At 58.4% G+C, this 14,884-nt stretch carries 12 protein-coding genes and 2 pseudogenes; 11 read left to right on the plus strand and 3 right to left on the minus strand.

The annotated features are described in order from the left end of the window. The 5 genes from AC0L20_RS38765 to AC0L20_RS38785 all read left to right on the plus strand — a co-directional run. Positions 1-1,101: 3-hydroxyacyl-CoA dehydrogenase (locus AC0L20_RS38765; protein ID WP_473295492.1), on the plus strand; the 1,101-nt coding region annotated here is incomplete at its 5' end. A 272-nt stretch (positions 1,102-1,373) separates the two neighbouring features. After that, the gene (locus AC0L20_RS38770) at positions 1,374-2,465 is read left to right on the plus strand and encodes an ABC transporter ATP-binding protein (protein ID WP_473295502.1); all 1,092 of its coding nucleotides are present in this window, start codon (positions 1,374-1,376) and stop codon (positions 2,463-2,465) included. An 88-nt stretch (positions 2,466-2,553) separates the two neighbouring features. Further along, positions 2,554-3,624 (plus strand): ABC transporter substrate-binding protein, encoded by a 1,071-nt coding sequence (locus AC0L20_RS38775; protein ID WP_473295493.1) that lies wholly within the window; start codon positions 2,554-2,556, stop codon positions 3,622-3,624. Positions 3,625-3,680: 56 nt separating this feature from the next. Beyond that, positions 3,681-4,931, plus strand: coding sequence for an ABC transporter permease (locus AC0L20_RS38780; protein WP_473295494.1), 1,251 nt, complete (start codon positions 3,681-3,683; stop codon positions 4,929-4,931). 5 nt (positions 4,932-4,936) lie between these two features. Next, positions 4,937-5,761, plus strand: a complete 825-nt coding sequence (locus AC0L20_RS38785; protein WP_473295495.1) for an ABC transporter permease — start codon at positions 4,937-4,939, stop codon at positions 5,759-5,761. Between the two features lie 129 nt (positions 5,762-5,890). Here the strand turns inward: AC0L20_RS38785 and AC0L20_RS38790 are convergent. After that, positions 5,891-6,973: pseudogene (locus AC0L20_RS38790) on the minus strand (IS5 family transposase). A gap of 962 nt (positions 6,974-7,935) precedes the next feature. Between AC0L20_RS38790 and AC0L20_RS38795 the strand changes: the two are divergent. The 6 genes and pseudogenes from AC0L20_RS38795 to AC0L20_RS38820 all read left to right on the plus strand — a co-directional run. Next, positions 7,936-9,138 carry an acyl-CoA dehydrogenase family protein gene (locus tag AC0L20_RS38795; RefSeq protein WP_473295496.1) on the plus strand — a complete coding sequence of 401 codons (1,203 nt, stop codon included), beginning with the start codon at positions 7,936-7,938 and terminating at the stop codon, positions 9,136-9,138. Positions 9,139-9,218: 80 nt separating this feature from the next. Next, a complete protein-coding gene (locus tag AC0L20_RS38800) occupies positions 9,219-10,385 on the plus strand; it encodes an acyl-CoA dehydrogenase family protein (RefSeq protein WP_473295497.1) in 1,167 nt (388 codons plus the stop codon). 62 nt (positions 10,386-10,447) lie between these two features. Beyond that, a complete protein-coding gene (locus tag AC0L20_RS38805) occupies positions 10,448-11,605 on the plus strand; it encodes a thiolase domain-containing protein (protein ID WP_473295498.1) in 1,158 nt (385 codons plus the stop codon). A 4-nt stretch (positions 11,606-11,609) separates the two neighbouring features. Continuing rightward, the gene (locus tag AC0L20_RS38810) at positions 11,610-11,990 is read left to right on the plus strand and encodes a Zn-ribbon domain-containing OB-fold protein (RefSeq protein WP_473295499.1); all 381 of its coding nucleotides are present in this window, start codon (positions 11,610-11,612) and stop codon (positions 11,988-11,990) included. Between the two features lie 126 nt (positions 11,991-12,116). Beyond that, positions 12,117-12,977 carry a tyrosine-type recombinase/integrase gene (locus AC0L20_RS38815; RefSeq protein ID WP_473295500.1) on the plus strand — a complete coding sequence of 287 codons (861 nt, stop codon included), beginning with the start codon at positions 12,117-12,119 and terminating at the stop codon, positions 12,975-12,977. A gap of 20 nt (positions 12,978-12,997) precedes the next feature. Continuing rightward, positions 12,998-13,372, plus strand: a pseudogene (locus AC0L20_RS38820) (IS91 family transposase); the annotation flags it as partial. Between the two features lie 49 nt (positions 13,373-13,421). Here AC0L20_RS38820 and AC0L20_RS38825 read toward each other — a convergent pair. Both AC0L20_RS38825 and tnpC read right to left on the minus strand, forming a co-directional pair. Continuing rightward, the gene (locus AC0L20_RS38825; RefSeq protein ID WP_007590556.1) at positions 13,422-13,715 is read right to left on the minus strand and encodes a hypothetical protein; all 294 of its coding nucleotides are present in this window, start codon (positions 13,713-13,715) and stop codon (positions 13,422-13,424) included. Beyond that, positions 13,715-14,884: IS66 family transposase (tnpC, locus tag AC0L20_RS38830; protein ID WP_473295501.1), on the minus strand; the 1,170-nt coding region annotated here is incomplete at its 5' end. The genes tnpC and AC0L20_RS38825, both read right to left, overlap by 1 nt.

Raw genomic sequence — 14,884 nt, forward strand, 5'->3', positions numbered from 1 at the left:
GAGCAGCTCAAGCGCGGCATGGGCATCATGCAGAAGAACTGGGAAGCGACCGCCGCGCGCGGCGGCATCCCGGCGGATGCGCCCGCCAAGCGCATGGCGCTGATCAACGGCGTCGTCGGCATCGAGAATGTCGGCGATGCTGACCTGGTGATCGAAGCCGTGTTCGAGACCATGGCGGTCAAGAAGGAAGTGTTCGGCAAGCTCGACCAATACGTCAAGCCGGGCGCGGTGCTGGCCTCCAACACCTCCTACCTCAACATCGACGAGATCGCGAAATCGACCAAGCGTCCGCAGGACGTGCTCGGCATGCACTTCTTCTCGCCGGCCAACGTCATGAAGCTGTGCGAGATCGTGCGCGCCGACAAGACCGCGCCGGACGCGTTGGTGACAGCGGTGACCATTGCCCGCAAGATCGCCAAGGTGCCAGTGGTTGTTAGGGTCTGCCATGGATTTGTCGGTAACCGGATGTACGATCAGAGTGGCAAGCAGGCAGACAGGCTGTTGTACGAGGGCGCGCTGCCGCAACAAGTTGATACAGCTCTGACGCAATTTGGCATGCCCATGGGGCCTTTTGTGATGAGCGACTTGGCCGGCAATGATATCGGCTGGCTTTCGCGCAAAGATCGCGGGGTAAAGTCAGCGATTGCCGATGCACTCTGCGAAGCCGGCCGCTTCGGCCAGAAGACCGGCAAGGGATGGTACAGGTACGAAGCGGGCTCTCGGGCCCCAATACCGGATTCCGAGGTCGAGCTGCTGATTGACCAGACGTTGACCCGCCTTGGGCGAAAGCGTCGCGCCGTTAGCGACGAGGAGATCATCGAGCGCGTGATGTACCCCATCATCAACGAGGGCGCACGCATTCTTGAGGAAGGCATCGCTGCGCGACCGGGAGATGTCGACGTGGTCTGGCTCTATGGTTTCGGATGGCCAATATATCGCGGCGGCCCGATGTACTACGCCGACCAAATCGGACTGGACAAGGTCCTCGCCAAGATGAGAGAGCTCCAGGCCGCGCTGGGTGACGAATTCAAACCGGCCCCCTTGCTTGAGAAGCTAGTCGCGGAAGGCAAGAAATTCGGCGAATTTTGGCAATTGGCGTAGCGCAGGAATTAGTCTTCAGACGGCATATTTCGATAAAATTTGGCTCGAGTAGCTCTATAGCACTGACCCCAGAAAAAAATGCTTCGAACCGCTCGTCGCAGAGGGGGCAGCTTATTGGGAAGGAACGCCTGTTGGAGGATATCATGGATACTATCACGCGATCCTCTCCTCGCGGCTTATGCCGCGCACTCAAGAAGCCGCCATCGGTTGAGATGGGCATTGAAATCGGAGTGTCGGCGAGCGCCGTAGGCGCGCGGAAGGAAAGAGAGTTAATGCCCAGCGCGAACGATTCCTTCGTAGAGTTTTGCGGTGTCCAGAAGACGTATGACGGCGATACGCTCGTCGTTAAAGATCTCAACTTGGACATTGCGCGGGGTGAATTCCTAACGATGTTGGGGCCTTCCGGCTCCGGCAAGACGACGACCCTCATGATGCTCGCCGGCTTCGAAGCGCCCACCTATGGCTCGATCCTCTTGGCGGGGCGTTCCATTGAGAGAATGCCGCCTCACAAGCGCGACATCGGTATGGTGTTCCAAAATTATGCGTTGTTCCCGCATATGACTGTAGAGGAAAACCTCGCCTTCCCGCTCAAAGTCCGGAAACTTGGAAGGCTTGAGCGAGAGACTCGGATCAGGCGAGCCCTCGAGATGGTTCGACTCGGCCCGTATGGAAGCCGTAGACCCGGCCTGCTTTCCGGGGGCCAACAGCAGCGCGTTGCACTCGCCCGCGCGCTAGTCTTCGATCCCAAGCTTGTGCTGATGGATGAGCCGCTGGGCGCGTTAGATAAACAACTGCGCGAGCATATGCAACTCGAGATCAAGCATATTCACGAGAACCTTGGCGTCACTGTGGTCTATGTAACTCATGACCAGAGCGAGGCGCTCACCATGTCGGACCGCATAGCGGTGTTTAATGAAGGAACCATTCAGCAACTTGCGAGGCCCGCGGAGCTTTACGAAAAGCCACAAAATGTCTTCGTGGCCCAGTTCATCGGTGAGAACAACCAACTCCGAGGCAAGGTCGTTGCGATGAACGGTGATACGTGCAGCGTGGAGATCGAACGCGCGGGCACGGTGCAAGCGTTGGCAGTCAATGTCGAAATCGGCCAGACGACCGTGCTTTCGTTGCGACCGGAGCGAGTGAGGGCGAATCCGGAGCCAGGCTCACTCCCAAACGTCTTTAGCGCGAATGTTTTAGAGGTTATTTATCTTGGTGATCACGTGCGCGCCTGCATCTCGGTCTGCGGTCACAATGATTTCGTGGTCAAATTGCCGAACTCGGAAGGCTCCGTACGGGTCGAGCCTGGTGCGGTGATCACCATCGGTTGGACGGCCGAGGATTGTCGTGCGCTCGCCGCGCCGTGATGAAAAAGGGCTACGCCGTGCAGGGTTCGGTGGGGGGGGCAGCGATGCCCTCAATTCTGAGAATATCAAACAACGGGGAGAGCAGACGATGAAGAGGTCACTGATGAGCCGACGGGCCATAATCGGCCTGACAGTGGGCAGCATGTTTGCCCCAATGAACGCTGCCACTGCCGGCGATCAGCTCACGGTCACTGGTGGGGGCGGGTCCTTCCAGAAGGTCCTGCGCGACCTCGTCTTCGAGCCTTTCTCGAAATCGACCGCTATCAAGGTCACTGATGCCGAGTATGATTACGGCACTGCAAAGATCCGCGCCATGGTCGAGACGAAGACCGTAAGTTGGGACGTCGTCTACGCTGGCGAGGCCCAAACCCGGCAAATGTGCGACGAAGGGCTCATCGAGACACTCGACTGGAAAAGACTAGAGACGTTCGGTCTCGAGCGGGCCAAATTCGGGGATCAAGGCTACACCGACTGCGGGGTGCCGTCCACCGTCACCGGCGACGTCATCATGTATGACAGGAATAGGCTGCCGAACGGCCCAAAGACCATCGAAGATTTCTTCGATACGAAAAGATTCCCTGGAAAGAGAGGGCTCAACAAAAGCCCTGTAGTCGTTCTCGAATGGGCACTGATCGCCGACGGCGTGGCGATCAAGGACGTCTACAAGGTGCTCAACACGCCTGAAGGCGTCGCTCGCGCTTTCAAAAAACTCGATAGCATAAAGAAGGACGTAGTCTGGTGGACGTCAGGCGCCCAGCCCCTGCAGCTCCTCGCTGATGGCGAGGTCGTCATGACTCACGTTTGGACGACGCGAGCCTATGATGCTAACAAGAACTCCGGCAGACATTTCGAATACGTTTGGGACGCTGCACTTCAGGCCGGAAACGCTTGGGTAATTCCAAAGGGCTCTCCAAACCTGGATGCTGCATACAAATTCCTAGCCTTTGCCGGTTCACCTCAAGTTCAAGCCGCGGTGGCCAACGGCACCTCCGCTGGACCAGCCAACAAGGACGCGCTGCAGCTTATCGATCCGGCAGTACGGCCCTACGTGACAAATGCGCCCGAGCGCATGGGCACTACTGTTCAACGAGATACAAACTTTTGGAATGAGAAAGGTGACGAACTGCGACAGCGCCTTACCACTTGGCTCGCACAATGAGACGCGGCGGGGGAGTCACGTCCCTGCGCCTCTTGACCGGACCGGGAGCACAGTCCATGCAGACAACGGCGTTCGAAGTCCCGAGTGGACCGGAAGGCATGCCACTGCGCTTCAAGTTGAAGCGCGTTGAACGCCGCCAGAAGTTCAACGCGTTCATTCTCACGCTGCCATTACTGCTTTTCATCCTGGTTGCTTTTGTCCTGCCTCTAGGCCGGATGCTGTTAACCTCATTCTACGACGACACGCTGCTGACGCTTATGCCGCGCACAATGTCAGCGCTTAATGCCTGGGATGGCCAAGATCTCCCAGACGAGGCTGCGTATGGGGCGTTGGCAATCGATCTGAAAGACTCCTGGTCGCGCAAAACGGCTGCTGCAATTGGCAAGCGCATGAACTATGAGCTACCGGGCGCTCTAAGTCAGGTGATTTCGAGTGCCCGAAAGGCGAGTGCGCTGCAAGCAGATCGTTCCAAGGCGGCGCTGATCGAGATAAATCCACTCTGGGGACGTCATGACGTCTGGAGCTTTCTAAAACGCGGAACCTCGGCCTACTCGGCTTTCTATCTGCTGCGATCGGTCGATTTGCAGTATGGTCCCGACAGTCAGATCGTGCCCACATCCCCAGAAAGCACTATTTTCCGCGACGTCTTCCTGCGCACGCTCGTTATTAGCATTGGAGTGACGGCATTAAGCCTCCTGCTGGGCTTTCCACTCGCCTATCTGCTGGCGGTCTTGCCGACGCGGTCCAGCAATCTGCTAATGATCCTTGTGGTGCTGCCGTTCTGGACTTCGGTGCTGGCGCGCACGACAGCTTGGGTTATACTCTTGCAGCAGCACGGGGTCGTCAACGAAGTGCTGATGACGCTGCACCTCATATCACAGCCGGCCGAGCTCATCTTTAACCGATTTGGGACAGTCGTGGCGATGACTCATATCCAACTGCCCTTCACACTCTTACCCATCTACAGTGTGATGAAGACAATTTCATCCAACTATGTACGAGCTGCCCGCTCGCTAGGCGCCGGTCCGTTCTACGCGTTTTGGACCATCTATTTTCCCCAAACGATACAGGGAATCGCCGCCGGCTGCCTGCTCACTTTCATTCTATGTTTGGGGTACTATATCACCCCCGCACTTGTCGGGGGCCCAAGTGACCAGATGGTCGCTTACTTCGTCGCGCATTATACGAACGAAGACCTCAACTGGGGGATGGCATCTGCATTTGGCGCCATTCTTCTTACCGCAACTCTTCTGCTCTACTTTGTCTTCAACAAGTTGGTTGGAGTCGAGCAGGTGAAATTGGCATGAGAACGATGGCTGCTGCAAACTCCGCCTCGCCGCTCGAGAAGACTTGGTACTACATACATAGGCTGATCTGCGGGGCGGTTCTTCTTTTTCTTATCGCGCCGATCTTGGTGATCATTCCGCTCTCCTTCAATTCGGTGCCCTTCTTTACTTATCCGCTAGAGGGATTTTCGCTCCGATGGTATGAAGAGTTTTTCCTAGCACAGCGGTGGCAGACCGCGCTGAGAACTTCGGTTCTTCTGGCATTGTCTGTCACGGCACTATCTACCACTCTGGGAACGCTCGCAGCGCTTGGGCTTAGTCGGCCGAAGTTTCCGTACCGCACTGCCGTGGTCAGTTTGTTGATTACCCCCATGGTCGTCCCCGTAGTGATTACCGCGGTCGCAGTTTATTTCTTCTATGCCAAGATCGGACTGATTAACAGCTACGCAGGGCTACTCCTGGCGCATACCACATTAGCGACACCGTTTGTGGTTGTCGCTGTAACTGCGACCCTTACCGGCTTCGACCACTCCTTAACACGTGCGGCCACTGGATTAGGTGCTCAACCCCTCACTGTCCTTTTAAAGGTCATTCTGCCGCTCATTCTACCAGGCGTGGCCTCGGGTGCGCTCTTCGCCTTCATAACATCGTTCGATGAGGTTGTGATTGCCCTCTTCATTGCCAGCCCCGAGCAGCGAACCCTACCCATGGTTATGTTTTCCGGCATTCGGGAGGAGATCAGTCCAACCATTATCGCCGCTACTACCGTGCTGCTCCTATTCTCTACCGTTATGCTTATCACGGTCGAGCTTTTGCGACGCCGGTCCGAGCGGTTGCGCGGCATCCGATGAAGCTTAGCAGTCTGCTGAAAAACCTTGAAATGGCGAGTTTTCGTATTCTCGCCGGTCTTGCTGGGGCGACGCGGAGGAGTTGGATGTAATTTTCTCGCCTGGCGTTGGGTGCACCCTGACGCGGGGTGGCTAAGCGGCAAGCAGTTTTGGAATGCGGATCAGGTTATAGGCGATCAGATTGAGCAGGAAGTCGGCGGCGACGCGAGCGATGTTACGATGGTTGGTCTCGCGCATGGTGCCATGCTGCTTGCCCCATCCGAAAATGCACTCGACCATCGCCCGACGCGATTGCGACATGCCGTACCCTGGATGCCGCGTGGTTCGTTCGTCAATGGCGTTGTTGCGGTTCTTGCCGGTTTTGGCGACGGCTTGATTCTGTGTCACATGCGGCGTCACGCCGATGGCGCGAAGATTGGCGACATGATCGCCCGTATCGTACGCCTTGTCCTCACCGGCCGTGATGCGGCGGCCTGCGGCTTTGCGTCTCGCCTTCAGCATATGCTCCGAAGCCCGGCGTTCGGCGGTGCCATTGGCATGCGTAACCCTGCCGGTCACCGCCAGCCCATGCCGGTTCTCCATGGTGGCGCTGCCCATATAGCAAAGCTTGGCCTCCCGTCCGGCCGCCCTGCGATAAAGCCCTGCTGTCCGGATCGCTGGTACTCGCATGGGTGTCGTTCTCGCGCTTCTGGCCGTGGAAGTTGGCGCCATCATCATCGTCGCCGCTGCCGTCCTTGGGACGAAAACTCTTCTGCGAAGCCCAGGCTTCGATCAGCGTTCCGTCCACCGAAAAATGCCTGTCCGACAATTGTGGTTTGACCTGCGAATGGTTCAGAAGCCTGGTCATGAACTTCGTGAACACATCGCCGTTCTGCAGCCGCTCCCAGTTCTTGGTGAAGGTGGTCGGGTCCCACACCGGATCGTCCGGCGACAGCCCCACGAACCAGCGACAAGAGATTGTGTCCAGTTGCTCCATCAACTGGCGTTCCGACCGAATGCCGTAGAATACTTGCAGCAGCAAGGCGCTCAGCAATTGCTCCGGCGGGATCGAAGGACGCCCTCGCTGGCGTAGAGCCTTACAAGGCTGCGGCTCAAATCACTCAAAACCTCCCGGACAAGTTCGCGGACCTTCCGCAGCGGATGGTTCGTTGGCACACGCTTATCCGGCGCGATGTACGAAAACAGGCCGCCCTGATCCGTAAACCTGCCGCGCATGATCGTCTCCGCCGATTCGAGATGATAAAGTGAATCATCAAGTCCCCTCCGTGGCGAGGGGGTTCTTCAGCAGACAGTTAGACGGGCCTTGCCGTCTGCGACGCCGCCGCCCCTCTGACATGCGATCTGGTCACCGTCGCCGGCCGTTCCTGGTCATCTCCGCAACGGGTATTATCGTGATCCGCAGACCTCGCTCCTGCCCAAGTCGATCCGAGAGACACTCGCGCATCAATGTGTCTCGAGCGGATGGGGCGTCATTGCGGAATTTGGAGCGGGTGCTCAACTCCAGCGATTAGTTTGTGAGTGCTATACAGATCGCCGGCTGGTGAGCTGCCATACCGAACCGGTTGCCAGGCGGAGGGCAAGGCAGGCGAGTTCCTTACAACTCGGTGAGAGCGCAGTTAGGCAAAGTCCTCCTGCGGAAAGATGGTCAGGTCCTTCGATACGGCCGCGCTCGCTCAGGCAAGCAAATCATTGAAGAACCATTATGGTGGCCTCAGTTGAAGTGGCAAGAAACGCCTCTTCGCACAATTTCGTCGATGCTGGCCTCCCTTTTGCGGCAATTGTGCGTCGACCGCGCTTTAAGTCTCTCTTCCATCGCAGAGAAGAGACCCCGTCAGCGGCAGCCGCTTGTGAGGAGGTACGCGGAGCTTGAGCTGGGCAAGGATTACACGCGCGCTGTCGTGAGTCGGATGTAGATGATTGTTCGCCCGGCGTAGCTTTGCTGCTTCGAAGAAGCTCGAGCCGATCGAGATCATGTGCAAGATCGACATCAACGCGTCAGATTGAGTGCGCCACGGCGAACGCGACGCTGTATCGGTCGCGGGTAACAAACTGCTGCTCTTCTCTTCTTCTAGTCTCAAAGCCGACCGGAGGATGGCCTCCACTGCATTTCACGTTCAGAGGATTTGTTGACGGCTCTGAAACACAAGCTGAACAGGCGTTTCTCACAGGTGTGTTGAATGGATATTGCGTTCACAAAGGAAGAGCGGACGTTCCGCGATGAAGTGCGTGAATTTCTGCGCGATCACGTGCCGCCGGAGACGCGTCGCAAGCTCATCGAAGGAAGAGATATCACCAAAGACGAGATCGTCGCCTGGACGCGAATACTGAATAGAAAGGGCTGGGCTGTCCCGGAATGGCCGAAGGAATATGGTGGAACGGGATGGTCTCCCGCACAGAGCTACATATTCGGTGAAGAGTTACAGATGCATCCGGTGCGAGGGTTGCCAAGCTTCGGTCCCGGGCTGGTCGCACCAGTCATCTATACGTTCGGTAATGAGGCGCAGAAACGATATCATCTACCGCGCATTGCAAACGCGGATGATTGGTGGTGCCAGGGATTCTCGGAGCCCGGCGCGGGTTCAGACCTCGCTGCCCTAAAGACGCGAGCTGTGCAGGATGGCGATCACTACATCGTAAGTGGTCAGAAGACCTGGACGACTCTTGCGCAGTATGCCGACTGGATCTTCTGCTTGGTCAGGACCAATCCTCATGTCAAGAAACAACAGGGCATCTCCTTTCTTCTGATCGACATGAAGTCACCCGGCATTACTGTGCGTCCAATCCAGCTTATCGACGGAAGCTACGAGGTTAACGAGGTCTTCTTCGATAACGTGCGCGTACCCGCCAGCAATCTTGTTGGAGAGGAGAACAACGGCTGGACCTACGCCAAATTCCTCCTCGGAAACGAACGGTTCGGCATCGCTAGCGTCGGTTCTGCCAAAGAGCGCATCGGGCGTATCAAGCGGCTCGCTGGATTGTGCCGCGTCGGTAATAAGATGCTGATCGATCGGGAATCTTTCCGCACGAAAGTCGCCGCACTTGAAGTTCAATTGAAAGCTTTGGAGATTACGCAACTTCGCGCCGTGGCCAACGCGGCCAAGCGACGAGAAACGACGCAAGATCCTGTAAGCGCCATTCTCAAAATTAAGGGTTCGGAAATGCAGCAAGCCATAGCGGAACTTCTGCTGGAGGTTGTAGGTCCGTACGCGCTGCCCAGTGCTTGGAAAGGTGATGCCGATCGCCTCAGTGAGCGGCCGATCGGCCCAGAGTGGGCCGCAGCTATCGCTCCCGCCTATTTCAACGCGCGCAAGGTATCAATCTATGGGGGCTCCAACGAAATCCAAAAGAACATCATCGCCAAGACGATCCTTCGCCTCTAAGGCTCGCAATGCCGATAGGCGCTCACGCCGTCTGCGGTGGACCTAAAGTGCATCGCCCGGCTTAGGGAGATTTTTAACCAGTGGACTTTGATTTTTCGGAAGAGCAGCTCCTTCTCAAGGGCAGCATTGAGCGGCTCATGCTCGAATACTACGGCTTCGATCATCGTCGCAAGTACCAGACAGAGGAAGCTGGCTTTAGCGACGCGATGTGGACCCGCTACGCTGAGCTCGGGATTTTGGGGTTGCCGTTTTCAGAAGCATATGGCGGCTTCGGCGGTGGTGCGGTTGAGATGATGCTCGTCATGGAGGCGTTCGGACAGGCGCTGATCCTTGAACCCTACTTCGCGACCGTGGTGCTTGCTGGGGGCGCAATGCGGCATGGGGGAAGCGAAGCACAAAATGCAGAGCTGATCCCAGCGATTGCAGAGGGCCGTACGAAGTTAGCATTCGCATACGCCGAACCCGAGTCACGGTACGATCTTTTCGACGTTCGGACGCAAGCCAAGAAGGACGGCGACGCGTGGTTGTTAAGGGGTGCCAAGGCCCTCGTCCTACACGGCGGAGCGGCCGACAAATTGATCGTTTCGGCACGAACCGCTGGAGCCGCCCGTGAGACGGATGGAATTGGTCTCTTTTTGGTTGCGAGTGATTCGCCAGGTCTTACGCGACGCACTTATCGGACGCAGGATGGCCTGCGTGCTGCCGAAGTCTTGCTCGAGAATGTGCGCGTTGAACCATCATGCGTCATTGGAGATCCCGCCGGCGCATTCCCAATCATTTCCCGGGTTGCTGATGAAGGGATCGCAGCCCTTTGCGCGGAAGCTGTCGGCTGCCTTTCGAAAATGCAGACGATCACGCTAGACTATCTAAAGACGCGCCAGCAGTTTGGCGCGGCGATTGGTTCCTTTCAGGTACTTCAGCATCGGGCTGTCGACATGCTCATCGAATTGGAGCAGTCACGCTCCATGGCGATCTACGCCGCTATGATGGCAGGTGAGGGCGGTGCGACCGAGCGCTCCCGAGCAATCTCGGCGGCGAAGGTCCACATAGGTCATTCAGCCAGGGCTATCGGACAGCAATCGATCCAGCTGCATGGTGGCGTCGGCATGACGATGGAATACGGCATCGGTCACTACTTCAAGCGCGTGACGATGATAGATACCTTATTTGGAGATGCCGACCATCATTTGCGAAGGCTTGGCTCGTTTGGAGGGCTTACCGACGAAAACGATGACCGGAGTATGTAAGCACTAGGTGCAGGTGAATGAAGTGATCGCACTTCTGCAATCACGACGATGAAAGGATAACCATGTTGGCTCGCGCTGAACAGGCTTACATAGTCGGTGCGTACGAACATCCCGCGCGAAAAGCGCCTGACAAGTCGGTGGTGCAGCTTCACGCCGAATGCGCCGCAGGCGCGCTGGCCGACGCTGGCCTGACCAAAGACGATGTTGACGGCTATTTCTCCGCTGGTGATGAACCAGGCTTTGGTCCGCTTCCAATGATCGACTACTTAAACCTCAGGGTGCGGCACTGTGATTTTACGGACATCGGAGGTTCCGCCCCTTTGCAGCACATTGCCCATGCCGCCCAAGCGATTGCGGCAGGAAAATGTAACGTCGCCTTGATCACTCTGGCCGGGCGCCCTCGGACGGCATTCGTCGAGTCCCAGCCCGACGTCACTCGGCCGGATATGCTTTGGGAGTGGCCGCTGCAGCAAAGACTAATGGATATCTACGCCCTGTGCGCACGGCGTCATATGCATGAGTACGGGACTACTAGCGAGCAGTTGGCCTGGATCAAGGTGGCTGCTTCTCACCATGCGCAGCACAATCCAAACGCCATGCTGCGCAAAGTCGTGACTACCGAAGAGGTAGTGGCATCTCCCATGGTGTCCGACCCCCTACACCGGCTTGACTGTTGTGTGATTTCTGATGGCGGCGGAGCCGTTGTGATAGCCCGACCGGAGATTGCCAAGGGCCTTAAGCGACCGAAGGTGAAGGTGATCGGGATGGGCGAGAGCATTCAAGGACAGTCAGCTGGTGCAGTTGAACTGACCGCTTCGGCGGCCAGGCAGTCGGGCGCTATCGCGTTTGCCGAGGCTGGTGTGAAGCCGCGAGATATTCAATACGCCTCCATTTACGACAGCTTCACAATTACTGTGCTTATCGCTTTGGAGGACCTAGGGTTCTGCGTAAAAGGACAGGGTGGCCGCTTTGTCGCCGAAGGAAACCTGATCTCCGGTGTTGGCCGGCTGCCTTTCAATACGGACGGCGGCGGTCTGTGCAATAACCATCCAGCGATGAGGGGCGGCATCACGAAGGTGATTGAGGCGGTACGCCAACTCCGCGGCGAGAGTCAACCGGCCGTTCAAGTCAAGGATTGTGCCCTGGCACTGGCGCATGGGACAGGGTGGTTGATGGGTACTAGGCACAGCAGCGCCACTCTGATCTTAGAGCGAGAGTGATCCGATGATTGGCACAGACTTTATCCTGCATAGCCCAGAGACCAAGCCGTTTTGGGACGCCGCGGTTGCTGGCCGGTTCGTATTGCCGCACTGCCGGCAGTGTCAGAGAACCCACTGGTATCCAAGAGGTATTTGCCCGTATTGTCTGTCGACGACCATTGACTGGCAGGAGTCTTCCGGTGAGGGCGAAATTTACTCGTTCTCCGTCAACCGCATGGGCAAGGAGCCCTACGTGGTTGCCTATGTGGCGCTCACCGAGGGGCCCATCATGTTGACCAATGTGATAGATGCTGATCCAGGCACATTGTCGATCGGCACGAGAGTAAAGGTGGTATTCAAGCCAGCCCTTACCCAAGCGCCTGTTCCGCTCTTTGTAGTGCGCTAGGGTCTGTACTCAATAGGGATTGAACGAAGCCGCTGCCGCGGCGTGAGGGGCAAGGTAACGTAGATCGCCTCCTGGCTGAGAGGATGTGGGTGTTGGAGCCCATCCCCCTCAGACAGGAGTATCGAGATGGCCGATTTGAGCCCTCTTCGCCGCCGCATGATCGAAGACATGACCGTGCGCAATCTGTCGCCGGCGACGCAACGATCCTACATCAGCGCGGTTTCGAAGTTCAGCCGCTATTTCGGCCGATCGCCTGACCGGTTGGAGCTGGACGACGTCCGCGCCTTCCAGGTGCATCTGGTCTCGACCGGCATCTCATGGCCGGCGCTGAACCAGATCGTCTGTGCGCTCCGGTTTTTCTACGGCGTCACGCTCGGCGAGGCGCTCATCCCGGAGCGCATTCCCTATGCGCGAGAACCGCGCAAGCTGCCGGTCGTTCTCAGCGCCGACGAAGTGGTGCAGTTCCTCGAGGCCGTGTCCAGCCTGAAGAGCCGCGCCGCGCTCACCACCGCCTATGCGGCCGGGCTCAGGGCCTCCGAGGTCGCGGGACTGCGGATCGAAGACATCGACAGCGCCCGCGGCGTCATCCAGGTGCGCCACGGCAAGGGCGCGAAGGATCGCAACGTGATGCTGTCGCCCCAGCTGCTGGGCATCCTGCGCACCTACTGGCGGCTCGCCCGGCCGCGGCTTTATCTGTTCCCTGGTCGTGACGAAGATCATCCGATGGATCAGACCGTGTTGCACGCAGCCTGTCGATCGGCGGTGAAGGCTGCGGGCCTGACCAAGCGCGTCACGCTGCACACACTGCGCCACAGCTTCGCGACGCATCTTCTCGAGAACGGAACCGATATCCGGATCATCCAGGTCTTGCTCGGGCACAACCATTTGTCCTCGACAGCGCGCTACACGCAGGTCGCCACCGATACGATCCGGGCGACGCAGAGCCCGCTCGATCGCCTGTCGCTGGAGGTGACGCCACCTGGATGATCCGCGGCGGGATCCGGGTGATGATCCGCCCCGACAGCCGCTGCAACAGGCCCGCCATCGAGATTGCCGATATTCTGCGCCGGCATGGCGACACCTATCGCCGTGACCATGCCGGTCATCTCGGTCGGGTCGAGCGGCGCGTGATGAGCGCGATCGTGGCGTGCCGGACCGAGGCGCTCGGCGGCCACATGGAGGCTTGCGACGACTGCGGCACGACACGCGTCGCCTACAATTCTTGCCGCAACCGGCACTGTCCGAAGTGTCAGGGACCAGACCGAGCCGCGTGGCTCGCCGCGCGAGAAGCCGACCTGCTGCCGGTTCCCTATTTCCACGTCGTCTTCACACTGCCGGCTCCGATCGCAGCGATCGCCTTTCAGAACAAGGCCATCGTTTATGGTAACCCTACGCGGTAGGCCGCAGCGCGCTGATCTTTCCAGTTAACCGTTAGAGCTCGTCGGACTCCTCGGTTTTCGGCTTCATCGTCGCAGCGAGCACTTGGCGGCGTTTTTCGATGATGCTAGGGTCCTCTTTGTGGATTGCGATCAGCTCTTTGAGGTTCTCGATCCCCTCATCGGTGAACGCCATCACCCCATCTTCACCGACGCCCACGACCCATAGCTGGCCATCCTCGGGGTCCATTTCTTCGGCGACCTCGAACAGCCATTCCTCGTCTTCTCCAAGCATCTCGGCGACATGGCCGAGGGTAAACACGTGGCTGACTTTGTTGACGGGCCCCATCAAGCCGCCTGCGCCGCGAGGCCTTGCTGTTGCGCAATCTTCCAGTTCCAGGGCAGCAGCTCATCGAGCCTGTGGGCGGGGTGGATGGCGATGCGAGCGAGTACATCGGCAAGCCAGACCTGAGGATCGACGTCGTTCATCTTCGCAGAGACGATGAGGCTATACATGGCGGCGGCACGACGCCCTCCGCGGTCGGACCCGCAGAATAACCAAGACTTTCTGCCCAATGCGATGCCGCGCAGCGCTCTTTCGGCGGCGTTGTTCGAGAGACAGACGCGGCCATCGTCGAGGAAGCGTGTGAAGGAGCCCCAGCGCTTGAACATGTAGTTCATGGCCTTGGCCAGATCGTGACCGCGGGAGAGCTTGGCGCACTGCTCACGCATATAGGCTTCCAGATCGGCAACCAACGGAGCGCTCTGCGCCTGGCGGACAGCCTCTCGGTGGTCGGCGCCTTGGCCATTGATCGTGCGCTCGATTGCGAAGAGGGCGTCGATGCGACGCACGATCTCGATCGCAATCGGCGAGAGGGCGATCTCCTTCTTGCCAGCAGCCTTACGTCGCGCGTTTTCCTCAAGATCCGCCATGGCGAAGAACGGGCGCCGGGCATGCACCCAACAGGCCGCCTCCCTGATAGGCCCAGGACTTCGCGGGGGCTCGTAGAGTTTGGTGTATCCGCCGAAGGCGTCGGCCTGCAGGATACCGCTATAGTTGGCCAGATGCGCCTGCGGATGCTCGCCCCTTCGATCGCGCGAGTAATAGAACATTGCCGCCGGCGGATCTGAGCCGCCGAAGGGGCGGTCGTCCTTTACATAGACCCAGCATCGAGCGACATCGCACTTGCCCAAGGCCAGCACGGGCACGGTGGTGTCGTCGCCGTGGAGGCGTTCGGATGCCATGACGTGGGCTTCCAACAGACGCAACAGCGGCTCCAATACCGTGCAGCACGCTCCGACGGCGTCGGCTGCGGTCGACAGACTGATCGGCACGCCTTCCAACGCGTAACGCTCGGTTTGCCGGTTCAGAGGCTGATGCTGGCCGAACTTCTCATAGAGCAGCATGGCCAGCAGGCTCGGCCCCGCCCACCCTCGCGGGATCACATGGAATGGCGCCGGTGCCTGGCTGATCTTCTCGCAGTCGCGGCAAGCGAACTTCTCGCGCACCGTCTCGAT

Source organism: Bradyrhizobium sp. Kon58, assembly GCF_055807455.1.

Coding starts and splice junctions, on each gene's coding strand:
- AC0L20_RS38770 (WP_473295502.1), top strand. CDS start 1,374: ATGCCCAGCGCGAACGATTCCTTCGTAGAGTTTTGCGGTGTCCAGAAG.
- AC0L20_RS38775 (WP_473295493.1), top strand. CDS start 2,554: ATGAAGAGGTCACTGATGAGCCGACGGGCCATAATCGGCCTGACAGTG.
- AC0L20_RS38780 (WP_473295494.1), top strand. CDS start 3,681: ATGCAGACAACGGCGTTCGAAGTCCCGAGTGGACCGGAAGGCATGCCA.
- AC0L20_RS38785 (WP_473295495.1), top strand. CDS start 4,937: ATGGCTGCTGCAAACTCCGCCTCGCCGCTCGAGAAGACTTGGTACTAC.
- AC0L20_RS38795 (WP_473295496.1), top strand. CDS start 7,936: ATGGATATTGCGTTCACAAAGGAAGAGCGGACGTTCCGCGATGAAGTG.
- AC0L20_RS38805 (WP_473295498.1), top strand. CDS start 10,448: ATGTTGGCTCGCGCTGAACAGGCTTACATAGTCGGTGCGTACGAACAT.
- AC0L20_RS38810 (WP_473295499.1), top strand. CDS start 11,610: ATGATTGGCACAGACTTTATCCTGCATAGCCCAGAGACCAAGCCGTTT.
- AC0L20_RS38815 (WP_473295500.1), top strand. CDS start 12,117: ATGGCCGATTTGAGCCCTCTTCGCCGCCGCATGATCGAAGACATGACC.
- AC0L20_RS38825 (WP_007590556.1), bottom strand. CDS start 13,715: ATGGGGCCCGTCAACAAAGTCAGCCACGTGTTTACCCTCGGCCATGTC.